Source organism: Pengzhenrongella phosphoraccumulans, from assembly GCF_045689905.1.
GTDB lineage: Bacteria > Actinomycetota > Actinomycetes > Actinomycetales > Cellulomonadaceae > Pengzhenrongella > Pengzhenrongella phosphoraccumulans.
This window is the reverse complement of record NZ_CP144210.1, coordinates 1197007-1221373: the sequence shown is the minus strand read 5'-3', so window position 1 is coordinate 1221373 and position 24367 is coordinate 1197007. Positions and strand designations below refer to the sequence as shown.

The window sequence follows — 24367 nt, the reverse complement described above, 5'->3', positions numbered from 1 at the left end:
CGGGGCTACTGAGCGGTCGGAGCCGAGCTCACCGGCGGCCGTGGCGCATGCTCGCTGCGGCCGCTGCGCCTGCCCGGCCCCGGCGGGTTGTCCGCCGCAGACCCACCCGGTTGTGCGGCCCGCGGTCAGCGACCGGTGGACGGGTGATGAGCAGCCACTCGGGGCTCGGGTCCGGCTCGCGACGCACAGGCCGGTTCGGCACGAGCGGAGCGGGCGTGGCGTCGGGGCGCGTGCGCGCGCGCAGCGCGGCGCCGATCGCGTCGGTCGCCACCGCGAGCAGGGCGGCGAGCCCTGCCCCGAGGACGATAATCGCGCCGGGCCCGCGCCAGCGACTCGGGGTCACATCGGTGGCCTCGCTCGCCGGGACCGCGCTCGCCACGAGATAGCGCGTCGCCTCCGGTGCCTGGGCCACCGCTTGGAACTCATCGAGGACGACCCGGGCCGACGCCGTGACGGCGTCGAGCGTGCGGAAGACGTCCGCGGCGGTGCCCGCGGTCACGGCGACGGTGATGATCGGCTGCTGCGCGGCCACGGTCGACTCGATCGTGACCGGACCAGCGACAGCGGGGTCGAGGCGGTCGTGGAAGGACCGGCTGGCGATGTTCTTCGCGAGCACCGCGGCGGCGAGCCGAGTGCCGCCGGAGCCGGCGTAGGGGTTGTCCAGCCCCGACGACCTGGGGTCGACCGCGCCTTGCTGCGCCGCCTGGCTCGGCAGGATCACGATCGACGACGACGCCGTGTACAGGGGCTCGACCTGTCCGTACGCGGCGGCGGCGAGACCGCACGACAGCGTCAGCACGGGCACGATCACGTACCAGCGGCGGGCGCTCGCCCGGAGTACAAAGACGGCATCCATGGGTAAAATGCTCCTCAACGTCGGCCGATACTAGCCCATGAGGTCGTCGTCCTGTGCCGCCGTCTCTTGGTGCAGGGGCTCCGCCGCGCGTGGTGGGGAGGCCCACCGAAACACGTCCAACGCTCAGGGGACCAGGGGCACCAACCGGGTGATGCGCTGCGCTCCGAGCTCGGTGACGTAGAGGTTGCCCGACGGGACGTGCTGGGCGATGTCCAGCGGCTGGTTGAAGCCTTTGAACCCGGTGACGCCGAGTGTGCGACTGACGATCATCCCGTCGACGCCGCCCGGGTCGAGCACCATGAGGTCCTGGCTCGCGCTGTAGCGCACCACCACGAGCTTGCCGGTCAGTGCCCCGCCGAACGCCGTGCCGCGGTACTCGACGACCCCATTGGCCGAGGCATGCAGGCCAGCATCGAACACGTCCGCCGCACGGTAGTTGCGGTCGGGCGCCACCCCGACCGGGTATGCGGTCGTCTCGAACGGGTCGGCGGCCGCGGTCGGGTTGCCGCCGTTGAACACCCACTCGCACCGGGCCGCGTTCGGGTGGCCGTAGTAGCCGCCCTGGGCCACCCGGAACACCCAGTCGGTCTCGTCGACCGGGTTGTTCGTCACACCGGGGTTCGCAGGCCCGGTCCACGGACCGTCCGACCTTCTGGCGCACTGCGCCGGCGGCGTGGTCGGCGCGGCCGGGATGTTGCCGCCCCGCGCCGAGCCGTTCGTCGGGACGTAGAGCTTGCCGTTGCTGTGCCAGACCAGGTCGTACGCGTTGCGCACGCCGGTCGCGTACAGAGTCAGGGCTGCGCTCGGGGCGAACGGGTCATACGTGCCGCCTTCGGCCGTCTTGACGTCCAACGGCAGTGTCGCTGGCAGCTTTGACGGGTCGAGCCGCAGCACGGCAGCGCTGAGCAAACCCTCCTCACGCATTCCCCACGCGAGGTCTGGCGCACCCATCGCGCTGTTGCTGCCCTGGGTGATGTAGAGCAACCCGTCCTTGAACGCCAGGGAGTTCGTCTCGTGGTCGCGCGCGGAGCGTGGCAGACCGACGACGACGTCCTCGGCGTTCGCCAGGTTCGGCCCTGAGAGCCGGACGATCTTGCTCGTCCAGTTCGGAACGTCGGCGGTCCCGACGTACTGCCGGTTCTCGGTGAGCCACAGGATCGGGCTCGCAGCCGTGGACGCGGGGTCGAACGCGAGGCCGATGATCGTGCGTGCGCCACCCGCGTGCGTCCGGACCGTGTCTATCCGCACCCCGGCGCCCAGTGAGCCGTCGGCGGCCACGGGATAGCGCAGCAGGTAGCCGTCCAGCGTGGCGGCGTAAAGAAAGCCGTCTGGACCCATCGTCAGGCTCGTGAACATGAAGCCCGTGGCCGGCGTGGTCGTCTGGGCGAACGCGACGCCGGGGATGCCGGTCCCGCCGTTCGCCGTGCCCACGGTGAACACGCTGGACCACGGTTGGAAGGCGTTGCCGGCCACGTCGCGGACGCCGCTGGTGACGTCGAACCGGTAGGTCGTTCCGGTGGTCAGGGGGGCGTCGGGCGTCAGGACGATGACGTCGCCGCCGCCGCTGGTATTCACTCCTGCGGGCACCGAGGAGCCGTCGGACGCCACGGTGAGGCGCGCCGTCGAGCGGGTCAGCGTGGTCGCATCGATGCCGCCCGCAGTGACTGCGAGCCCTGCAGTCACGCTCAGGTCCGTGGCTGCACCGGTGGTGAGGTTCACGGGTGTGACGGCGGCCACGCGGGGACCGGTCAGGACCGAGGCGACGTCGACGTAGTTGATCTTGGTGTTTTCCCCACCTGCCTGGGAAACGGTCAGTCGACCGTCCGAGACGAGAACCGTCACAGTGGCCTGCCGGAACCGGTCCTCGCCGCTGAGCACCTGGTTGGCCAAGGCATTCTGGTCCTCGACGCTGATCTGGTAGACGCTGTTGTAGAAGTTCCCGGCGTCGCCGACGGACACCGTGACGGTGTAGCTGCCGTTGGGCACCGCCAGTTCCCAGGATCCGGGGACCGCGGTGCCGGACGAACCCGAACTGGCGGGCCAGTCCATGTGCATCACTCCGGTCAGCAGGGCGTCCGTCGTGGTCGTCCCCGTGCGCAACCGGCCATTCTTGCTCAGATCGACCGGGGTAGCGGTGCCTTCACGGACCCACCCGTAGGACAACCCCGACCCCTGACCCGAACCCGTCCGCGCACCGTAGGCCTGTCCCCAGTCAGCCACAGCACCCACCGGCGGGGCGGCACCCGACGTGGCGAACCGCACCTTGACCGCCACCCCCGTCGACGACGTCGGCGGTACTGACACGCTCACCGCACCCGACGGCCCGCTGGCGTTGCCACTTGCATCCGCTGCCACGACCACGTAGTGATACGTCGAACCCGCCACCACCCCCGGATCCGTCCACGAGGCCGACGTCACCAACGCCGCCCCCGATGCCGGCGTCCCGCTGACCGGGACCGGCGTCGACGCAGCCCGGTATACCCGGTATCCGGCCAGATCCGGCTCGGCACCCGCCGTCCATGCCACCCTCACCACCGGCCCGGCACCCGCCACCGCCGTCACCCCCACCGGCACCGCCGGCGGAGTCGTGTCGGGCCCCGGCGGCGTGCCGGTCAGGGTGAACACTTCGTGCACGGTACTGAACGAGGCGCCGCCGACCGTGCCGCCACCGATGACATGCAGGCGTCCGGCCACCACTGCGGCCGCGGCGCCGTGCCGCGGGGTGGTCATCGCGGCGAGGCTGCGCCAGGCGCCGGTCGCCGGATCGTACGCCTCGGTCTGTGGCCAGGTGGCCCCGTTCGCCTGGCGCTCGCCGCCGGCGACGACCACCGTGCCGTTCACGACACCGACGGCAGCGGTCCGGCGACCGGTGATCATGGAGGCTCGGGGCTGCCAGGCGGAGCCGGCGGCGGGCAGGAACTCCGTGCTGGCGAGGTTGGGGGTGACCTCCGTGCCGCTGGCGAGGCGCGTGCGACCGCCGAAGACGATGATCCCGTCGGCCAGGGCAGCCGCGCCCGCGTTGTCCCGGGCCGTGCCCAGGTTGGGGCCCGCCGACCACGTGCCGGTCGCCAGATTCAGACGTTCGGTGGTGGCGAGGGACGCGCCGGTGCCGCTCATGCCGCCCAGGACCCAGATGCTTCCTCCGAAAAGGACCGCCGTGGGCCCGCCGCGCGCCGTGCCCATGCTCGCCACAGTGGTCCAGGCGTTCGCCGCAGGGTCGTAGCGATAGGCCGTGGCGACCGCACCGGTGAACGCGGCGGCCGAGCCGCCGATCGCGTACAGGAACCCACCGGCCTCGACCAGCGCGGGGTTCTCGACTGCTGTGCCCGGCTTGGGCGCGCCCGTGCTCCAGGTCCGGGTGACGGTGTCGTAGATCCGCAGGGTCGAGACCGGCCCCGCGCTCGTCTTGCCGCCGACGACGTACACCTTCGTCCCTATCGCCGCACCGCTGCCGTCCAGCATGGCCGAGGGCAACGCGACGTCGGCGGACCAGACTCCGGCTCCCGTGCCCACCGGGCCGCTCGGGATCGTGACCGTCGCCGGGGCCGCGGCGGCGCTGGTGTTGCCGGCGGCGTCGCGCGCCACGACGACGTAGGCGTACGTGGACCCTGCCACGACGCTCGTGTCGACGAACGACGGCGCGGTCAGCAGCGTCGCGCCCGACAGCGGGGCTCCCGTGGTCGGGACCGGCGTCGACGGCGACCGATACACGGCGTACCCGGCGAGGTCTGGTTCGGTCCGCGGGCTCCAGGCCAGGTTCGCCGACGGACCGCCGGCTGCTGTCGCGGTCAGGCCGGTCGGCGCCCCGGGGGGCGTGGTGTCGGGGGTGGGCCCGGTGCCCGCCACCGACCCGGACCAGGCCTTGACCGACGGCCCGGTCGCGGTCCGCCCGCCGCTGACGATGATCCGCCCGTCGATCAGCTCCGACACGGGACTGCGGAGCGCCTCGGGCAGGTCTGTCCGGGTGGTCCACACGTTGGTAGCCGGGTCGTACTCATACAGGGTCTTGGATGCGGTCGCGCCAAGCGTCGAGCCGCCGACGACGAGGATCTTGCCGTTCCACACGAAGCAGGAAGCGCTGATGTGTCCGCGCGCGACCGGCAGATCTGCGACCCGGGTCCACGTGCTTGTCGTGACGTCGAAGGCGTCCACCTCGACCTGCGGCGTCTGCGCCTCCGCCTCGCCGTGCTGCCCGCCGATGAGGTACACCTTGTTGTTCAGCAGCACCGTGCCGACGTGGTTGCGCGGGTTGGGGACCGGGGTCGATGCGGTCCAGGTCGTGCCGCCGTCGAGGTTGAGCACCCAGTGGTCCGGGAAGTCCTGCACCTTTGCGCCGGTGGAGTCCATCCGGACTGCGCCGGTGAAGTAGTGCAGCTGGCGCCCGACCACCACGCCGCCGCCGGCCCCCCGTGCCGCCGGGAGCGGTGGTCCGGGCGAGTAGGTGTCGGTGACGGTGTCGTACTTCCAGACTCGTGGTGACGAGTCCTTCTGGTTCAGCCCGACATAGCCGCCGAGGATCCAGAGGGTCGTGCCGTCGGCGACCACCGGTGCGTGCGTGATCAGCTCGGGCAGGTCACGGATTCTTGTCCAGGTGTCGGTGGCGGGGTTGAACCGGTCGGAGCGCGCGGTCTGGGTGATTCCGGTCTGCTGACCTCCGAAGACGAAGAGCTCGCCGTTGTAGGCGACACCGCCGGCCTCGGCACGCGCAATCGCGGCGGAGGCCTTCTGAGCCCAGGTGATCGTTGCGCCCGTGGGGATCGCGGGGACCGTCGGGCGTGCGCTCGCCACCGGGCTGGGGGCGCTGACAGCTCCGGTGGAGTCAACCGCCACGACGACGTACGAGTAGGTCACGCCATTGGTGCGGTTGCTGTCGAGATACGTCGTCGCAGTGACCAACGAAGCGTTGATCGGGCTTCCTGTGACGGGAACCGGGACCGACGTGCTGCGATAGATCCGGTAGCCGGTGACCCCGGCAGAGGAGGATGGCTGCCACATCAGCCCGACAGCCCTGTCACCAGCGGCCGCCTCCAGCATGGCCGGGGCGGTCGGCACTGCTGCTACTGCTGCTGCTGCCAACGCGGCCGGCGTTGCCGCAGGTAATGGTTCGGGAGCCGCAACGGTCGTCGAATCGCTCGTTGGTGTTGCGGCGGTGCCAGGGTCGATCGCGACGGACGGCCCGGCTACCAGACCGAAAGCAGCCAAGCCGGCCACGACGATCGCTACGGCGCGCCCGCGCCGTCGAAGAGATGTGCCACGGGGCATAGAACGAGGCATGAGCGCTTCAATCTGTGGAGGTAGCGACGATTGAGTCGCCACATCTGGCAGGGGCATAGCCGACATTTGCCATCATTGTGGACTCGCTACGCCGGCCGAAAGGCCTGCAATGGGTGAGTTTGCGCGCTGCACCCAGCACCCCTCCGCGCCCCGAGCATCCGTGGGCACTGGCGTTCCCGAAAAACCCGTGCGACACCACCTCGTGCAGATCCCGAAAGGTCATCACGCTGGCCTTTCGTGTGGTCAGGGGTTGGCGCGTGGTTGGCGGCGGGTGATCTCGTTGACTTCGCGGTAGAAGTCGTTGTCGAGCAGGAGCTGGGCGGGTTTGTCCATGGCTTGCAGGTGGCCGGCCACGATGACCATGACCCGGTCGCAGATCGAGACGGTGGTCAACCGGTGCGCGACCAGGAACAGCAAGACCTCCCCGCGCAGCGTGGCCAGGGACTCCTGGACCGCGGCCTCCGAGCGCACGTCCAACGCACTGGTGGGCTCGTCCAGGATGAGCACGTCCGGGCGCTCGGCCAACGCCCTGGCCAGGCACAACCGTTGGCGTTGACCCCCCGAGACCGCCGCGGCCCGCTGACCCACGATCGTGTCGTACCCCTGCGGCCAGGACATGATCTCGTCGTGGATGTGCGCGCGGCGCGCGGCCTCCTGGACCTGGGCGTCGGACAGCTGCGGGCGGTAGAACCGGATGTTGTCCGCGACCGTGCCCCACAACAGCTGCGGGGTCTGGGGCACATAGGCGACCCGGCGACGCCACTCGGCCCGCTTGATGTCCCGCGCATCGACCCCGTTGATCAGCAACGCACCCTGCTCCGGGTCACGCAACCGCAACAACAGCTGCACCAGGGAGCTCTTACCCGCCCCCGAGGGACCCACGATCCCGATGGCCTCACCCATCGACGCCTCGAACGTCACCGAGTCCAGCACCGTGGTCCCGGGCACGTACGAGAACGACACGTCCTTCATCGCCAGGTGCTCGATCGCCGGCAGCGACTGGGTCCCGTCCTGCTGCGGGTGACCCGCATAGTGCGTGATCGCGTCCCCGACCCGGTGCATGAACGGCAACAGCTCATCCATCGCCGAGATCGACGCCTGGATCTGCTGCCCATACGTCAAGGACCGCACCAAGATCAGCACCACCGCCCCCAACGCCGCGATCTGCCCCGACCCCGCGAACGAGACCACGATCAACGCGACCATCAACATCACCAACGCCACCGACTGATACAACGCCGGCACCGCCTTGGACATGAACCGGGTCCGCAACAACGGACCCCGCACCTCATCGATCAAGTGGTAGAACCGGTCCCTATACCAGTCCGTGGCCCCGAACACCTGCGTCTCCTCCGCGAGCAGCACCACCTCCTGCATGCCCTTGGAGTACTCGATGTTCTCCGCGCTCAACGCCGCCGACGACCGCCGCAACCGCCGCGCCAACGGCCGCAACAACAAGAACAACGCCCCCGAGGTGACCACCAGCACCACCGCCGTGGGCACGCTCAGCACGAACGCCGAGGCCAGCATCGTGGCGAACATCAACGACACCGAGATCCCCGTGGCCAACGCCACGATCGCCTGACACGCACTGGTGATGTGCGTGTTCATCAACGACTGGAAATGCCCGTCCCGCTCCACCGACTTCACCGGCCACGACGCACCCGTATACGCATCGAACAACCGCCGCCGCAACCCCGCCATCGCGTTCGCGCTCATCTTCGCCGGCAGATACGCCAGCACCATCTGCAACCCACCCCGCGCGAACGCCAACGCGAACCCCACCACGAACAACGTCCCCAACGACGCCGTCATCCCCACCGGCCCCAGATCCACCGACACCACCTGCGACCCCTGCGACAACGCCCCCGCGATCGCGGCCACCAACGCCAACAACGCCGCCTCAGCAAACCCCGCCACCACCGACACCACCGCCAACAACCCCACCTGCCACCGCGACCCCGCAAAGAACGGCGACACCCGCCGCCACGCCCGCCGCGCATCACCCACCACCACCACCGGCGACCGCCGTCGAGCACGCAACCCGTCGCGCGAACCTGGAACCGTCACGAAGCATCCTCCATCAGGACAAACCGGCGGGGTGAGACGGCGAGGGTACCCGGCGATCCGTCATCCGCGTCGCCACCGCGACGTCCGCGGACGGCCTCGACCGCAGGTCGGCCGCTACCGCGACGCATTCGAAGAGTCCCAGACCACGTTCGGCCCGAGGTTCGCGTGGGTCCCGAACCGGAAGTCCTTGCCGAAGACGTTGGACTTGAACGTGCAGGCAGCACCCGTCGTGCCCCGGCCACCACCGTTGACCGTGTAGTTGCCGCCGTTCATCAGGTTGCCCTCCACGAGGCAGTCGCGGAGCGGGTTGTCGTCCTCCCCGAACATGAAGGCCGCGTTCCCGAGCGACCCGGTGTCCGGGTTGAACGCCTGGAGGCTGTTGCCCTTGATGACGATCCGGCTCCCGCTGACGGCCTGGATCACGTCGGTGTGGTTGTCGCCGACCTGGACGAGGTGGTGCACGTAGGAGTCGGAGATCGTCACGTTGCCGCCCGCGATGCGGGGCCCCTCGGCGACGTCGTGGATGTTCACCCGCAGCAGCGAGTAGTCACGGAACGCGACCGCCGGGCCGCCCTTGCCCCGGCCGTCGATCTCCGTGTCGACGACCTGCAGGTTCCGACCCTCGTTCTTGAGGATGATCGACCCGGTCTCCCCCAGGATCCGCGAGCGGCGGATCGTGACGTCGTCGGCTGCGACGACGACGGTGCCCGTGATCTCGAGCCCATCGATGATCGCGCCCGGCTGGGTGATCACCAGCGGGCCCGACGGCTGCAGCACCACCCCGGCCGGCACCCCTGTCGACTTCTCGTCGGGGTATCGCACCGCGGGCTTCGGCTTGGCCTTCTTCTTCGCGCTGTGCTTGGTCCCGTCCTGGGAGGTCGAGCCGGACGTCCCGGCATCCGTCACGTCGCCCGACGTCGTGCCGACCGGGCCGGCCCCGGTGAGGCCGCCCAGGTCCGCCGCGAGCAGAGCGAGGCACCCGAACGCCGCGACCGCGAGGGCGACGACCTGCCAGCGGGCGCGCCGCACCCGGGGCCGGGCACCGGCGAGCTCGGGCGGCCGGGACAGGAGCTCAGGAGCTCGAGGCATAGGGCGGACTCCAACGGCCGGGGACGGTGGGCGCGAGGCGATCATTGTGTCAGAGCACACGCAAACCGGGGCCTTTCGACCAGCCGGAGCCGGTACCGTCTGCGCATGGCAGATGTCGTCGCGAGCGTCGTGATCCCCGCCCGAGACGCGGCCGCCACGATCGGCGAGCAGCTGGCGGGGCTCGCCACGCAGGACACCGACGTCGCGTGGGAAGTCATCGTCGTCGACAACGGCTCGAGCGACGCCACCGTCGCGATCGCGCAGTCGTACGCGGACCGGCTGCCGCGCCTGACGGTGACCACGTGCGAGCGGCCGGGGGCGAATGCCGCCCGGAACGCCGGCGCGGGCGCGGCGGCGGGTGAGCTCCTGCTGTACTGCGACGCCGACGACGTCGTCGCCCCCGGCTGGGTCTCGGCGATGGTCGAGGCGCTGGCGACCGACGACGTCGTCGGCGGCCTGATCGACAACGACTCGCTCGGCACGGGCGCGATGGAACGGCACCCGCCCGGCGTCCCCGTGGTAGCGGGTTTCCTGCCGCGCGCGATCACCGCCAACCTCGGCGTGCGCCGGGCCGCGTGGGAGCACATCGGGGGATTCGCGGAGGACTACGAGTACGGGTGCACGGACACCGAGTTCTGCTGGCGCCTGCAGCTCGCCGGCTACACGATCGGGTACGCGGAGCGGGCCGTCGTCGCCTACCGACACCGCGGCACGCTGCGATCCGCGGCCCGCAAGGCCTTCCTCACCGGCCGCGCGCGGGGTCGGCTGTTCCGCGACTTCCACCCCCGCGGCATGCCCCAGCCGCGCCTCGCCGGGGTCGCGCTGCGCTGGGTGCGCATCGTCGCGGCCACCCCGCTCGTGCCGTTCTCCCGGCGTGCGCGCTGGTGGTGGGCCGTCCAGGGGGCCGGCGCCGCCGGACGGGTCGCCGGGAGCCGCAAGTTCCACGTGCGCTATCTGTGACCGGTGACTCCGCGCGTCCGCGCGCCCGCGCTACCGGGTGCGGGTCCGCGCGCGGCGGAGGTCCTCGACGCGCACCCGGGCGCGCAGCAACCGCACATAGGACGTCGCGGCAGCGAACTGGACCTTGCTCCGGATGCCGGTCGGCCGCGGCAGCCGCCACACGCGCCACCAGATGGACGCGGCCGTCCGGGCCTCGTGCGCGACGTCGTGCAGCACGCGGCGGGTCGTGCGCTCGTCGTCGGACCGCTGATCGGCCAGGCCCTGGGCCACGCGCACCGTCTTGCGGCCGAGCTCACCCCAGGTGTCGCGCGAGGGGTGATCGACGACGGCGTCGTGGGCGTAGTGCATGGTCCCGCCGCCGGCGGCGAGCCGACGGCCCCAGTTCAGGTCCCCGCCCGACCTCAGGTCCGGGTCGAACAGCCCGACGCGGTCGAACGCCTCCCGCCACGCGAGGAGATTGGCGGTCGCGGAGAACGACAGCTTCTCGATGTAGCGCCGCTGCGGGAAGCCGAGCACGTCCTCGTAGTGCTGCGGGCCGTTGGCCGGCCGGCCGGCCGAGAACGTCATGCGGACCCGCCCGCCGGCCGCGTCCGGCCGGGGTTCGGCGACGAGCGCCGCGACCCCCCGCTCGACCCAGGTGGCCGCGGGGATGCAGTCGCCGTCGGTGAACGCGAGCACGGCCCCGCGGGAGCGCGCGATGCCCGCGTTCCGCGCGGCGTACGACCCGGGCCGGTCCTCGCGGATCATCGTGAACCGGGGGTCGACGGGCAGGGCCGGGCGCATGTCCTCGGTGGACCCGTTGTCCACCACGATGACCTCGAACAGCTCGGCGGGATACGTCTGCCGGGCGAGCGCCGCGAGGCACAGCGCGAGGCCCGCGACGCCATCGCGCACGGGGATGATCACCGTCACCAGCGGGAGCGTGCTCATGACCACCCGTTCCTCCATTCGGCCCGGCGCCGCCAGCTGTCCCGCCACGCGGCGGCTCCGCTCGAGGGTCGCCCGCCACCCGACCGCGCGCCCGCAGCGACGGCGCGCAGCCCGGTCCCCAGCACGAGGAGCTCGCCCGCGATCCGGCCCCACGGGCGCCCGAGATTCTTGCGGTAGGTCGTGATCCGGCCGCGTAGCACGAGCGGGAGGCGGTTCGAGCCGGCGGACGACGCCCCGACCGGGTGCCGGTAGACGGCCTCCGGGCACACCCGGGGGGACCACCCGGCCGCCGCGACGCGCAGGCAGAAGTCGGCGTCCTCGCCGTACAGGAAGAAGTCGCGGTCGAACCCGCCGACCGCATCCCACACGGCCCGGTCGACGAGCATCAGAGCGCCGCTGACGACCGGCACGGGGCGGGCAGACCCGTCCCAGCGGTCCGGCGACTCGGGGTCGAGCAGGGGTGAGCCGGGGAACGCGCTGGACAGCCCGAGGGCGAAGCACACCGCCGACCAGAGGGTGGGCCGCCCCCACCACGATCGCGGGTCGATCGAGCCGTCCGGCGCGAGGGCTCGCCCTCCCACGACGCCCGCCCCCGGGTGCTCCTCGGCGCAGGTCAGCAGCGCGGTGATCGCGTCCGGCTCGACCACGGCGTCGGGATTGAGGAAGAGCACGCGTCGGGCGTCGGACAGCTCGACGCCGGCGTGGCAGCCTGCGGCGAACCCGTCGTTGACGTCGCGCTGCAGGAGTTCGAGCCGCCCGGAGACGCCGTCCACGGCCGCCGCGAGGTCGTCGCGAGAGGCGTTGTCCACGACGATGAGGCGCGCGTGGGGGATCGACTCGAGCGCGCCGTCGGCGGCCCGCAACGACTGGCGGACGTACCCGGCGCTGCGATAGGTCACCACGACGACGTCGACCGCGGCGCCGCCTCGGGGGTCGCTCGCGGCGGAGCCCGGTGCCGCACCCGGCTGGGCTGCCCCCGACCGACCACCGCGTTGCGCGTCCCTGCCCCACACCACGGTCCCGCGCCGCAGGTCCCAGGCAGCCAGTGCCTTCACCGCCGCCGTCGTGGCCGCGAAGACGACGAGCTTGGGCGCGAGCGACGGTCGCCGCGCGACCAGCAGCCCGAGCGCCGCGACGCGGTCCCGGCGTGGCGAGTCGTGAGCGGGCGCCGGCGCGAGCGCGTTGCCGGCGTAGACCCGCCGGCGCACGCGCACGACGTCGCCGAGGCGTCCGGGAGGGGTGACGACGACCGGGTGCGGCACGACGACGGCGGCCGCTCGAGGCACCCGGGTGGTGACGTACCGGTCGTCCGCGCCGACGTCGGGGAACTCGCCGAAGGTCTCGCGCGCGGCACGGCTGACCGCGTAGGCCCCCCGGCCGGCGAGCTGCGCGTGCACCCAGGGCAGCGCGTGCCAGGCGTCGTAGTACGCGCGCGCCGCGACACTGGACGCCGACGTGTCGAGCACCCGGGTGGGGACCGCCACGTCGGCGCCGGTCCGCACGGCCAGGACCATCGCGCGGACCGTGGCGGTCGAGCACTCGACGTCGGCGTCCAGGAACACGCGGGGGTAGCCCGTGACCATCTCCTCCGCCGCCCGGATGGCAGCGGCCTTCGACGCGATCGGGGTGGAAAGCACCGTGACCCGCTGGCCAAGGCTCACGGCGGCCTTCCGAGCGCGGTCAGCCGTCGCGTCCGTGCACCCGTTGCACGCGACGACCACGTCGAACTCGCCCGGTCGGGCGTCGGCGAGCAGGACCTCGAGCGCCCTCGCGATCAGCCCCTCCTCGTTGTGCGCGGGGATGATCACGACGGCGGGCCCCGGACCGGTGGCCGGACCGCTCGCGGCGGCGGTCACTGGTCTCGTGCGGCGGTCGAGGCGAGCGCGCGGTCCCGTGCCCAGATCCGATACCGGCCGCCCAGCCGCCCGCGCAGAAGCCGCAGTCTCGCCCGGGCGATGCGGCGACCCCGAGAGGTCGGCGCGATCGGCCAGTGCCGTGCCCGGTAGATCGCGCGCTCGGCGTGCTGACGCCAGACCGAGCCTGAGATCAGCGCCTCGGGCGACAGCCCGGTGAACCGACGCCACCGCCAGTCGTACGAGAGGTCTCCGCGGGGTGTGTCGCCCGCGAAGTCCGCCGGGACGCCGCGGAGCCAGTACGCGGCCTCGAACGGCGGCGGCTGGTGCGGGTAGGTGTAGACGAACTCGAAGTCGACGATCCTCAGCCCGCGCTGCGGGTCCAGGAGGAAGTTCTGCGGCTTCGCGTCGATGAGGTCGAACCCGAGGCCATGGATCGAGCGCAGCACATCGACCATGTCGCGCACGACGGCGAGCGGGAGCAGCCGTGGGGGCCATTGCGTGTCGAGGTCACCGAGCGTGTTGGCGTAGTGGGGGCAGGCGTACCAGTGCGGCCCGGTATCCACGACTTCCAGGACCGCGTCGAGACGGGGGCCGAGCTCACGCAGGGCCCGCAGCTCGCGCTCCATGAACCGCAGGGCCCGCGGAGCGAACGTCTTGCGGACGACCGGACCGCCAGGGCCTTCGAGGATCTCCACCTTGGCCCGACGCCCGGCACTGACGACCCGCGCGACGGGCGCGTCTGTGCGGTACGCGTCGCGGCGCGCGGCGACCTCGGCGAGCAGCGTGGGAGCGGCGTCCGGGATCGCCACCGCGACGTACTCCCAGGCCTCGGCCTCGTTGTCGGACGAGTGCAGCGGGTTGAACCGGTCGGCGGGACCCACGAGCGACCCCACGAGGTCACGCACGATCAGCTTCGCGAGCAGAACGTCGGCATTCGTCAGGCGCGGGTAGTTCGCGTGCATCACGAGGTCGGGGGGCCGCGGGCCGTAGTGCACCGCGACCACCGCGACCGCCGGGCCGCCCCCGCTCACCGGGAACGGACCCCCTCCCCAGTTGCCGCCGCGGGTGACGTCAGCGCACCGTCGGCGGGCGTCCGCGTCGAGGTCCCGCGTGAGAATGACCTCGAACCCCACGGCTTCGAGGACCTGGACGAGCTCGTCGAGCCCGACGACGGTCAGCGCGCGCTCGCGCACGAGGAAGACCGACACGTCAGGCGGCTCGTTCGGCGGCTCCGCCTCCGCGCTCAGCTGGCGCGCGATCCACGGGTTGGCCCCGGCGAGCCGGCGCAGCGCGTCCGGCGGAGGCCGCCAGCCCTGCCTGCCGAGGTAGTCGTCGAGGCCCTCGAGCGTCTCGGGGAGGTTGACCTCCACAGCCGCGGCGAGGCGCGTCAGCATCTCGCCGTAGTCGTGATCGGGGTCCCGGAACCCCGCGGGGGCGTCGTGCGAGGGAATACCCGACCTCTCACCCTTGTGGTACACCGCGTGGTAGGCGAGCGAGAGCAGGTGGTCGCCCGGGGACGGCACCCGGCAGCCGCTGCAGTGATGGACTGCTCCCGCCAAGATCTTGCGGGCGAGATCCGGCACGTAGTAGGCGGCGCCCTGGAAGTCCGCACCGGGCAGGCCGCTCTCGCTGTACACGTCGACGGGAATGGTGCCCGGCTCCTCGGCGAGGATGGACCGCAGCCGGGCCAGGTCGCCGTCGGCCACCAGGAGGTCCAGGTCCTCCCCCGGCGCGAGGTCGGGGAGCGAGTCGAACCAGCGCAGGGCCGCGTAGCTCAGTCCCTCGTCCTCGAGCCGCCGGATCAGGCCCGCGACACCCACGACCTCCGACAGGTACTGGCGGGGCCGGTTCGCGCGGTTCGTCGCGACCGCGAGCACGTCGAAGCGGGCGCCGGCGAGGGTCATGCTCCCGACGGGCGTGAGCTTGCGAGTCAACCGTCCCATCACCTGCGCGAGCGCGACCTCGGCAGACGGACGGCCGGAGCCCGTCGCGACCGCGATGTGCTCGACGTGGCGAAGGTCCCGCAGGGACCAGAGCATGCGCCGGTACTGCCCCCGAAGTATCAGGAGATCGGCACTGCTCTTGAACGCCTGGGCCGGCGCCGTCAGCGCGTGGAACCGCTGCTCGATCCCCGCGGCCCGGGCCCGGACCGCCACGAGGTCGCGCGGCGCGACAAGAGCGAGATAACGCCGGTTTCCCCTCGCGGCAAGCGCCGCCGCGAGCTCCGGTCCGGGCGCGCCGACATCCAGGATCCGGGTCTCGGTTCGCAGAATGAGGTTCAAGTCCACGGCCGAACTGTACGGGGCAAACCACACATCCGGCGCGTGAATCGGGCGCATCGGGGGGGTAAACAGGGAGATTTCGCCCACACTAGATCGGCGTTCGGAGTGAGACGGCGATGGTCTCCGGCTAGCCTCGGTGTTCGTCGGTGAATCCTTGGTACCTCTCAACCATGAGGTCCTGTTCGGTGAGGAGGCTGGTCGTGACGGGTCCTCGTTCGGGTGCGCGCGGTCGGCGGTCGCCGGTGGTGGTGGTGGGTGATGCGCGGCGGGCGTGGCGGCGGGTGTCGCCGTTCTTTGCGGGGTCGCGGTGGCAGGTGGGGTTGTTGGCGGTGGTGTCGGTGGTGGCGGGGTTTGCTGAGGCGGCGTTGTTGGCGTTGGTGGCCGCGATCGCGGGGCGTTGTCGCAGGGGTCGCAGGTGGTGTCGGTGGATCTGGGGCCGGTGGGGATGACGGCGTCGTTGGGGACGTTGTTCGTGGTGGGGTTCGCGTTGGCGTTCGCGCGGGGTGGGTTGCAGATGGTGCTGGCGTATCTGCCGGCGAAGATGAGCGCGAACGCGATGGCGGGGTTGCGGCGGCGGTTGTTCGATGCGTATACGGGTGCGTCGTGGCCGGTGAAGTCGGTGGAGCGGGACGGGCATTTCCAGTCGTTGATGAACACGCACATCACCAGTGCGTGTCAGGCGATCGTGGCGTTGGCCACGGGGATCTCGGTGTCGTTGATGTTCGCCACGATGCTGGCCTCGGCGTTCGTGCTGAGCGTGCCCACGGCGGTGGTGCTGGTGGTCACCTCGGGGGCGTTGTTCTTGTTGTTGCGGCCGTTGGCGCGGCGGTTGCGGCGGTCGTCGGCGGCGTTGAGCGCGGAGAACATCGAGTACTCCAAGGGCATGCAGGAGGTGGTGCTGCTCGCGGAGGAGACGCAGGTGTTCGGGGCCACGGACTGGTATAGGGACCGGTTCTACCACTTGATCGATGAGGTGCGGGGTCCGTTGTTGCGGACCCGGTTCATGTCCAAGGCGGTGCCGGCGTTGTATCAGTCGGTGGCGTTGGTGATGTTGATGGTCGCGTTGATCGTGGTCTCGTTCGCGGGGTCGGGGCAGATCGCGGCGTTGGGGGCGGTGGTGCTGATCTTGGTGCGGTCCTTGACGTATGGGCAGCAGATCCAGGCGTCGATCTCGGCGATGGATGAGCTGTTGCCGTTCATGCACCGGGTCGGGGACGCGATCACGCACTATGCGGGTCACCCGCAGCAGGACGGGACCCAGTCGCTGCCGGCGATCGAGCACCTGGCGATGAAGGACGTGTCGTTCTCGTACGTGCCCGGGACCACGGTGCTGGACTCGGTGACGTTCGAGGCGTCGATGGGTGAGGCCATCGGGATCGTGGGTCCCTCGGGGGCGGGTAAGAGCTCCCTGGTGCAGCTGTTGTTGCGGTTGCGTGACCCGGAGCAGGGTGCGTTGCTGATCAACGGGGTCGATGCGCGGGACATCAAGCGGGCCGAGTGGCGTCGCCGGGTCGCCTATGTGCCCCAGACCCCGCAGCTGTTGTGGGGCACGGTCGCGGACAACATCCGGTTCTACCGCCCGCAGCTGTCCGACGCCCAGGTCCAGGAGGCCGCGCGCCGCGCGCACATCCACGACGAGATCATGTCCTGGCCGCAGGGGTACGACACGATCGTGGGTCAGCGGGCCGCGGCGGTCTCGGGGGGTCAACGCCAACGGTTGTGCCTGGCCAGGGCGTTGGCCGAGCGCCCGGACGTGCTCATCCTGGACGAGCCCACCAGTGCGTTGGACGTGCGCTCGGAGGCCGCGGTCCAGGAGTCCCTGGCCACGCTGCGCGGGGAGGTCTTGCTGTTCCTGGTCGCGCACCGGTTGACCACCGTCTCGATCTGCGACCGGGTCATGGTCATCGTGGCCGGCCACCTGCAAGCCATGGACAAACCCGCCCAGCTCCTGCTCGACAACGACTTCTACCGCGAAGTCAACGAGATCACCCGCCGCCAACCACGCGCCTAGGGCATGTCTCCTAATCCTGTAGCCAGGTGATGACAGCTGCCAGGAGTGCTGCGGCGCGGTAGACGATGGCGAGCTTGTCGTAGCGGGTGGCCAAGCCGCGCCATTGCTTGAGGCGGGCGAAGGAACGTTCGACGACGTTGCGGCCTTTGTAGGTGACCCGGTCGTAGGTCACTGGTCGTCCGCCGCGTGAGCCACGGCGCGCCCGGTTGGCGCGTTGGTCACGCGGCTCGGGGATGACCGAGACGATCCCACGCCTTCGCAGCAGGGTGCGGATCGCCCGCGAGGAGTACGCCTTGTCGCCCAGGACCTTGACCGGTTTGGTCCTGGGGCGGCCGGCCCCGGAGTGCGCGACCCGGATCTCGGCGAGCAGGTCCGCGAGCATCGACCCGTCGTGTCCTTGCCCGGGAGCGACTATCACCGCGAGCGGTCGCCCGCGCCCGTCGACGGCGTGGTGGATCTTCGTGGACAGCCCGCCACGAGAGCGCCCGATCCCGTGACCTGCAGGTTCACTGAGCTCGCCGGTCCGATTCCTGTGATTCGATCGTGCCCCCTGTGGCGTTCTCGGGGCGCTTGGTGTTCGTGGCGTGCTGGTGGGCCCGGTTGATCGTGGAGTCCACCGAGACAGTCCAGTCCAGGTCCCCGGCCTCGTCGGCCTGCGTCAGCAGCGCGCCCAGGACCCGGTCCCAGGTCCCGTCCCCGGCGAACCGGCGGTGCCGCTTCCACACCGTCTGCCATGGTCCGAACTGCTCACGTGGCAGGTCCCGCCACGCGATCCCGGTCCGGTACCGGTAGACGATCCCCTCCACCACCTGACGATGGTTGCGAAACGGGCGCGACTGCTTGCCCTCCGACGACGGGAGCAACGGCTCGACTCGAGCCCATTGCTCATCTGACAACACGGCGTAGCGACTCACCCGGACAGCATGCCAACGAGCACCAAACGGAGATTAGGAGACATGCCCTAGTCGAGACCCGGTTCGCTACCAGCTCCCACGGCCGCGCACCACGTGCTCGACGCGGCGCCGCAGGCCGCGTCGCTTGGCGCGCCAGCCGGAGTACTGGCGCAGGTCGAGCGATGCCTTCTGGACCGCGACCGCAGACTCGTGCTCCTGCTGCGCCCAGTCGGCGACGGTCCGGATGCCCAGGGCCTGGGCCGTGAGCGGCATGCGGAGCAGGAGGTCGGCGTCGGTCGCGAACAGCGTCTGGGGAGAGCGCGGGTCGTCGAGGTTGACCTCGTGGATGAACGGGTACGCCCAGCCGTTCACGGCGCCCGCCCGGGCGAGCGCGATGCAGTACTGCGTGAAGGACTGTCCGGTCCGGAGCGGGCCCTGCGCGCGCACCTTCGCCAGGGGGAGCAGGTACCCGCTGCCCTGCACCCAGTGGTTGCGGAGCAGCTGGTGGCCGCCGGGGTAGGTCTGGATCTTGGGCAGGGCGAGCGCGGGGACGAAGTCCTCGTCGAGGAACCGCCAGCTGCCGATCGCGCCGAACTCCGGGACGGCGGCATGCATGTCCCGCAGGCGCTCGATCCACCCGTGCTCCGGCAGGCAGTCGTCGTCCACCTTGGACACGAAGGTGCCGTCTGACTCGGCCCACAACCAGTTGGTGGGCTCGGTGAGCCGGACGTTCTCGCGGCTGTGGTGGAAGCGGTGGACCCGGGGGTCGTGCGCGTGCTCCTCGACCGCGGCGAGCGTCTCGGTGTCGTCGCCGTTGTGCCACAACCACACCCGCGTGTTCTCGTCGCACGTCGACAGGAGGTGCGGCAGGGAGATCCGCACGCGCTCCGGACTGTTGTACGTGATCATCAGAACATCGGTCACCGCGGGCATGGTGTACCCCGATCTGTGAGTGCCAAGCGGGTGATTTGCGGTCGAACCGGGGCCGCAAACTAGGACGGGTGCCTACATCATGGGCTAATCTCGCCAAAACCGAGGAGGGTATCCGCATGGACTTGTTCACCATACTTGGCACCTGTTTGCGGCGTTGGTACGTCGTGCTGCCCGTGCTCGCGATCTCGGGGTACTTCGCCATGCAGGCCTACCAGCAGGTAGAACCGCAATACACGGCGTCGACGTCGATCGTGATCCTGCCGAGCCAGCCCGTGGCGGGCGCGCCGGCCAGTGAGAGCACGCCGACCTTGGACAACCCCTATGCCGGCTCGGGCGGCCCCAAGCTCGCCGCCGCCGTGCTCTCGAAGAACATCAACAGCTCCGCGTTCCGCGACCGTCTCGGTCTGGCTCCCGACGACTCCTCGACGTTCGCCTCGACGGTTGCCCAGGCGCAGCCGATCATCACGGTGGACGCGACGGGGGCCTCCCCGGCCGCGGTCCTCGGCACTCTCGACAGCGTGACCACCGCGTCTCGTGTCGTGCTCGACGAGTTCCAGGCAGTGGCCGACGCCCCGGCGGCGAAGCGCTACCTCGTTGCGGCGGCCGTACCGGCCAGCGACGCGACCGACATCACCCCCAGCCGGTGGCGCACGGCGGGAGCATTGCTCGTCATCGGGACAGCTCTTGCCGCGCTGCTCGCAGTGGCGGTGGACGCCGCGCTGCGTTCGCGCCGCAAGGGCGAGGAGCCGGCAGACGGGTCCGATCCCGAGTCGCCCGATCCCGTCGAACCCGCCACAGCGACCGGTGCGGACGCCGAGCAGCTCCTCGGCCTCGACCCGGAGGCGAGCAACCCGTCCGCCGCGAACGCTGCGACGGCGGCCGAGCGGCGGATCACGCCCGCCGGGCAGGTCAATTCCCTGCTCGACGACGATCCCAGCGACCCGCGCTGGCAGCCCGGGTCCGGCTCCGCGTCCGTGCCGCACGCCCGCACGTCCGCAACCCGCGAGACGTGACTCGGCCGAACCAGGCACCGCAGCACCGCAGCCCCAAGCCGGAGGGGCCGTGGGTTGCGCTCCTGGCGCTCCCAGTCCTGGCCCTCGTGGTCCCTTCGGCCCTCATCTTCAGCGGGCCTCTCGAGTCCAACGGCTGGCCGGCCCGCCTTCTGACGTTCTGGATCGCCGTCGCCATCGTGCTCGGGTGGGTGGCGCGTCGGCGCCAGCCGCAGCGGGTGTCGCCGGCCGAGGTCGGTTGCTGGATCCTCCTCGCCGCGTCGGTCTGCGCGTACGCCGCCGGGGGGATGCACACGCTCGGGCCCATCGAGTCCGCGGGCCAGACCCGCGCGGCGCTTGTCATCTTCCCGCTCATCATCGTGGCCCTCGGAGTGGCGGCTCTGGCCGATGTGCGCCGGTGCGACCAGCTTCTCGTCGGGCTGGTCATCGGGGCCACGATCAGCGCCACCTTCGCCGTCGCGCAGTCCGTCGCGGCGTTCGACGTCGCGCACCTCCTCCAGTTGCCCGGGATGGTCGCCCGCAACATCGGCGGGATGGGCATCCGGGGCTCGTTCATCCGAGTGAAGGGCGCTGCGGCGCACCCGATCGAGCTCGGGGTGATTTGCGGGTCGGTGATCCCGGTCGCGATCCACTTCGCGAGGTTCGCCTCCACCCGCCGCCATCGGATCTACGCGGGGCTTGCCTCACTCGTGCTCCTGCTCGCCATCCCGCTGTCGGTGTCCCGGTCGGGCGTTCTTGTCGTCGTCATCTCCATGGCCGTCTACGCGGTGGTCCTCTCGACCCGCCAACGGCTCGAGGCGCTCGTCCTGGCGCTCGTCGGGCTCGTCCTGCTGCGCGCCGCGATCCCGGGTCTCCTCGGTGCGGTCCGCAGCATCTTCGGCGGCGCCGCGAACGACCCGAGCATCACGGGGCGGACCCAGGACTACGCCGCGCTCTCGACCTTCATCTCTCAGTCGCCGATCGTCGGCCACGGCCTCGGCACCTTCCGACCCGAGGAGTACTTCTTCCTCGACAACCAGTACCTCCTGGGGATGGTCGAAGGTGGAGTGGTCTTCGTCATCGCGATGATCCTGTTCTTCCTCGCCGTGATAGCGAGCGCACGGGGTGCCGTGCTGCGAGCGACGACCCCCGAGGCGGCGTCGCGCGCGCAGGCCATCGCGGGTGGGGTCGCGGCCATCGCCATCTCCGCGACGTTCTTCGACCTGTTCAGCTTCGCCCAGATCACCGTGGTGCTCTTCCTGTTCGCGGGCATCGCTGGGGCCCTGTGGCACGCCGGGGTGGAACGCGGTCGCACCCTGCCGACGCCGCTCGAGCGCGTCCTGGGCGAATCCGTCGACGTCGGCGTCTGACCGTTTCGGGGGCTCCCGGAGCAGATGCGGTGACCCGGTTGCGCGGTGCGCGGTCCGACTTGTGCGCGCGACGCTGCGTGGGACGATTTTTGGGCAACGGTTCGCGCGCGGACACACGTCGGGCCCGGCCCCTTCGGGGTGCTCGGGGGCCGGGGGTCCATCGTTCGAGGGGGCCTTGATGAGTGCTCAGCTGAGTGTGGCCACACGTCGTGGTGTGGGTCGGTTGTCGGCGTGGTTGACGTCGTTGGTGGTCGTGGTGGGGTTGTTGACGGTGGGTGCTGCGCCGGCGTCGGCGGCGGTTCCGGTGACGTATCCCGGGCCGAGCTATGCGGCGGTGGCGGGGGTGGCGCCGTCGGCGGACAAGCCGCAGAGCAAGCTCTGGTACGCGCAGGGTGCGTGGTGGGCGGTGATGCGCACGCCGGCGGGGCCGATCACGGTGCACAAGCTCGCGGCTAATCACACGTGGTCGGACACCGGGGTCGTGGTCGATGATCGGGCGGCCAGCACGGCGGACGTGCTTCTTGATGGCGGGAAGATCTATCTCACGAGCCGGGTCGCCACGGGGGCGATGGAGGTCGTGCGGATGTCGTTCGTGCCGGCCTCGGGGTTGTGGCAGATCGATGCTGGGTTCCCGGTGTCGCCGACCACGGCGGGCTCGGAGTCGGCGTCGATCGCGCGGGACTCGTTGGGGCACCTGTGGGTGACGTGGACGTCGTTGTCGAAGGTGTGGGTCTCGAACAGCACGACGTCGGACCTGGTGTGGTCGACGCCGGTGCAGGTGCCGGTGCCGGACACGTCGGTGGCCGCCGATGACATCTCGGCGATCGTGGCCTTCGCGGGCAAGATCGGCATCATGTGGTCGGACCAGGTGAGTCTGGCGTTCCGTTTCGCGGTGCACCCCGACAACCAGCCGGCGGATGCGGGTTGGACGATGGAGACGCCGTTGTCGGGACCGAACTTCGCCGACGACCACATCAACATCAAGTCCCTGGTGGATGACAACGGTCGGATCTTCGCTGCGGTCAAGACCTCGCGTGGCGACTCGGGCGAGCCGGCGACCGATCCGCTGATCATGGTGCTCAGCCGGGCCGCGAACGGCACCTGGTCCTCAGCAGTGGCGGGCACGGTCGGGGACAACCTGACCCGCCCGCAGCTGGTGATCGACGCGACCAACCGCGAGCTGTACGTCTTGATGACGTCTCCGACCGCGGGCGGGGTCATCTACTACAAGCACGCGCCGTTGACGAGCATCGCGTTCGGTCCGGGGCGCGGGCAGCCGTTCGTGTCGTGGCCCGGGGCGTTGCTGAACAACGTCTCGACGGCCAAGGACCCGGTCACCGCCGCGACCGGTCTGGTGGCGTTGGCCACCGATGAGGCGCGCTCGCGCTACTACTTCGCCCAGCTGGACCTGGCCGCCACGCCGCCGCCGGATGCGGTGGCGCCGTCGGTTCCGGTGGGGGTGTCGGCGGTGGCGTCGGGGTCGACGTCGGTGGTGGTGTCGTGGTCGGCCTCGACGGACAACGTGGGGGTGACGGGGTATCGGGTGCTGCGTGATGGTGGCGTGGTCGCCACGGTGACCGGGACCACGCTCACTGATTCGGGGTTGAGTCCGGGGGGCACGTACGCCTACACGGTGGTGGCGTTCGATGCCGCCGGAAACGCCTCGGCGCCCTCTGCGCCGGCGACGGTGACGATGCCGGGGCCGGTCGTCGGCCCGCCGTCGTTCCATGGCGCGGCGACGACGTCCACCGCCAGCGGCTCGTCTGTGACGGCGCCGCTTCCGGTGGGGGCGGTGACCGGTGATGTGCTGGTCGTGGTGGTGTCGATGCGGGGCCAGGTCGCCATCACGACGCCGGCGGGGTGGACGCTGGTGCGTACCGACAGCAACACGTCGACGACGATGCGTCAGGCGATCTACACGGCGACCGTCGGGGTGGGATCTCCTGCCTCGAGGTCGTTCAAGCTGGCGCGGTCGATCTCGACGGTGGTGCAGGTGCTGGCGTACGGCGGCGTGGATGCTGCCGCGCCGGTGCTCGCTCACGCCGCTCAGGTGCGGAGCGCGGGGAGCACCCTGACCGCGCCGGCCGTGACGGCTCCCGCGGGCTCTGTGGTGGTGGGCGTCTTCGCCATCGCGCGGGCCACGTCGTTGACGCCGGTGGGTGATCTCATCGAGCGGACGGAGGCGACCAACTCCGGGTCGTCGAGGCTGACGACGAGCACCGACGAGACCAGCCCGACGACCGGTCCGCTCACGGTGACCGCGACCGGATCCGCCGCCAGCATCACCGCGACCCTTGCCCTGCGTCCGCAGGGCTGACTGTCGGGACCGGCGAGACGGCACTGCGGTGGATTGTTCGCTCGATGATGCACCGGTGAAAGGCATTCATGCGGCCCGGCGCAATCTATATTCGCTGGCTCCGACATTGCGCACGCATTGCTGGTGCTGATCTTAGTCCGGGAGAAACCACCCGCGGCATCATTCTCGTCTCGTCTGCATTCGAGAACTCCCAGGCGACGGATTACTACCCTTGCCGATCTGACGTGCGACGCCCACGACCTCGTCGTGCTGCAGGCATCGAGCAGTCGACTCACGGCCAGGGGCCCAGAATTGGTGTGATCATTGGCGAATGGCGGCAACGATGGGCCCGACTTATCGAAATCTGCGCGGATCTATTGCGCGGATGACAAACCGGACAAAACCGAGTTCGACCTGCTCGATCCTGGCACAGGACCGACACATCTCATCCGCATGAGGCGATCAAAGTTGGAAGTGATCCCGTTGACTCGGGTCTCTCCCAATGGAGCTCCTCATGTCCGCCGTCAGCAAGAAAAAACAGCATGGCACGGCATTGCC

Annotated in this window: 14 protein-coding genes; 5 read left to right on the top strand and 9 right to left on the bottom strand. The window is 70.6% G+C overall.

The window, feature by feature from the left end; translation table 11 throughout:
- Window positions 1–28: 28 nt before the first annotated feature.
- The 4 genes from VTA80_RS05660 to VTA80_RS05645 form a co-directional block, all read right to left on the bottom strand.
- Complete coding sequence (locus VTA80_RS05660; RefSeq protein WP_407344422.1) at window positions 29–856, bottom strand: hypothetical protein; 828 nt, start codon at window positions 854–856, stop codon at window positions 29–31.
- A gap of 123 nt (window positions 857–979) precedes the next feature.
- On the bottom strand, window positions 980–5932 hold the full coding sequence (locus tag VTA80_RS05655; RefSeq protein WP_407344421.1) for a kelch repeat-containing protein: 4953 nt from the start codon (window positions 5930–5932) through the stop codon (window positions 980–982).
- A gap of 441 nt (window positions 5933–6373) precedes the next feature.
- Window positions 6374–8200 (bottom strand): ABC transporter ATP-binding protein, encoded by a 1827-nt coding sequence (locus tag VTA80_RS05650; protein ID WP_407344420.1) that lies wholly within the window; start codon window positions 8198–8200, stop codon window positions 6374–6376.
- 114 nt (window positions 8201–8314) lie between these two features.
- Window positions 8315–9289: a hypothetical protein gene (locus VTA80_RS05645; RefSeq protein ID WP_407344419.1), complete on the bottom strand. Its 975-nt coding sequence runs from the start codon at window positions 9287–9289 to the stop codon at window positions 8315–8317.
- A 105-nt stretch (window positions 9290–9394) separates the two neighbouring features.
- On the opposite strand from VTA80_RS05645, the gene VTA80_RS05640 reads away from it, so the two are divergent.
- Window positions 9395–10249, top strand: coding sequence for a glycosyltransferase (locus VTA80_RS05640; RefSeq protein WP_407344418.1), 855 nt, complete (start codon window positions 9395–9397; stop codon window positions 10247–10249).
- Between the two features lie 30 nt (window positions 10250–10279).
- On the opposite strand, the gene VTA80_RS05635 is transcribed toward VTA80_RS05640, so the two are convergent.
- The 3 genes from VTA80_RS05635 to VTA80_RS05625 are packed head-to-tail and all read right to left on the bottom strand — an operon-like array spanning window position 10280 to window position 15323.
- Window positions 10280–11179 (bottom strand): glycosyltransferase, encoded by a 900-nt coding sequence (locus VTA80_RS05635; RefSeq protein WP_407344417.1) that lies wholly within the window; start codon window positions 11177–11179, stop codon window positions 10280–10282.
- Entirely contained in the window at window positions 11176–13035 is a 1860-nt protein-coding gene (locus VTA80_RS05630; protein ID WP_407344416.1) for a glycosyltransferase, read from the bottom strand. The genes VTA80_RS05635 and VTA80_RS05630 overlap by 4 nt, the downstream gene beginning before the upstream one ends.
- On the bottom strand, window positions 13032–15323 hold the full coding sequence (locus VTA80_RS05625) for a hypothetical protein (protein WP_407344415.1): 2292 nt from the start codon (window positions 15321–15323) through the stop codon (window positions 13032–13034). Before VTA80_RS05625 ends, VTA80_RS05630 begins: the two co-directional genes overlap by 4 nt.
- 418 nt (window positions 15324–15741) lie before the next feature.
- On the opposite strand from VTA80_RS05625, the gene VTA80_RS05620 reads away from it, so the two are divergent.
- A complete protein-coding gene (locus VTA80_RS05620) occupies window positions 15742–17328 on the top strand; it encodes an ABC transporter ATP-binding protein (RefSeq protein ID WP_407344414.1) in 1587 nt (528 codons plus the stop codon).
- Between the two features lie 10 nt (window positions 17329–17338).
- On the opposite strand, the gene VTA80_RS05615 is transcribed toward VTA80_RS05620, so the two are convergent.
- Both VTA80_RS05615 and VTA80_RS05610 read right to left on the bottom strand, forming a co-directional pair.
- Window positions 17339–18242, bottom strand: a protein-coding gene (locus VTA80_RS05615) for an IS5 family transposase (RefSeq protein ID WP_407341942.1) whose coding sequence is annotated in 2 segments (ribosomal slippage) — window positions 17339–17884 and window positions 17886–18242 — 903 coding nt in all. Because the reading frame shifts where the segments join, the coding sequence is not laid out codon by codon here.
- A gap of 66 nt (window positions 18243–18308) precedes the next feature.
- On the bottom strand, window positions 18309–19145 hold the full coding sequence (locus VTA80_RS05610; protein WP_407344413.1) for a glycosyltransferase family A protein: 837 nt from the start codon (window positions 19143–19145) through the stop codon (window positions 18309–18311).
- A 125-nt stretch (window positions 19146–19270) separates the two neighbouring features.
- Here VTA80_RS05610 and VTA80_RS05605 point away from each other — a divergent pair, with 125 nt between their 5' ends.
- The 3 genes from VTA80_RS05605 (at window position 19271) to VTA80_RS05595 (ending at window position 23830) form a co-directional block, all read left to right on the top strand.
- Window positions 19271–20167, top strand: coding sequence for a hypothetical protein (locus VTA80_RS05605; RefSeq protein ID WP_407344412.1), 897 nt, complete (start codon window positions 19271–19273; stop codon window positions 20165–20167).
- Window positions 20164–21513, top strand: a complete 1350-nt coding sequence (locus VTA80_RS05600) for an O-antigen ligase family protein (RefSeq protein ID WP_407344411.1) — start codon at window positions 20164–20166, stop codon at window positions 21511–21513. Before VTA80_RS05605 ends, VTA80_RS05600 begins: the two co-directional genes overlap by 4 nt.
- 178 nt (window positions 21514–21691) lie before the next feature.
- A complete protein-coding gene (locus VTA80_RS05595) occupies window positions 21692–23830 on the top strand; it encodes a fibronectin type III domain-containing protein (RefSeq protein WP_407344410.1) in 2139 nt (712 codons plus the stop codon).
- Window positions 23831–24367: the final 537 nt, after the last annotated feature.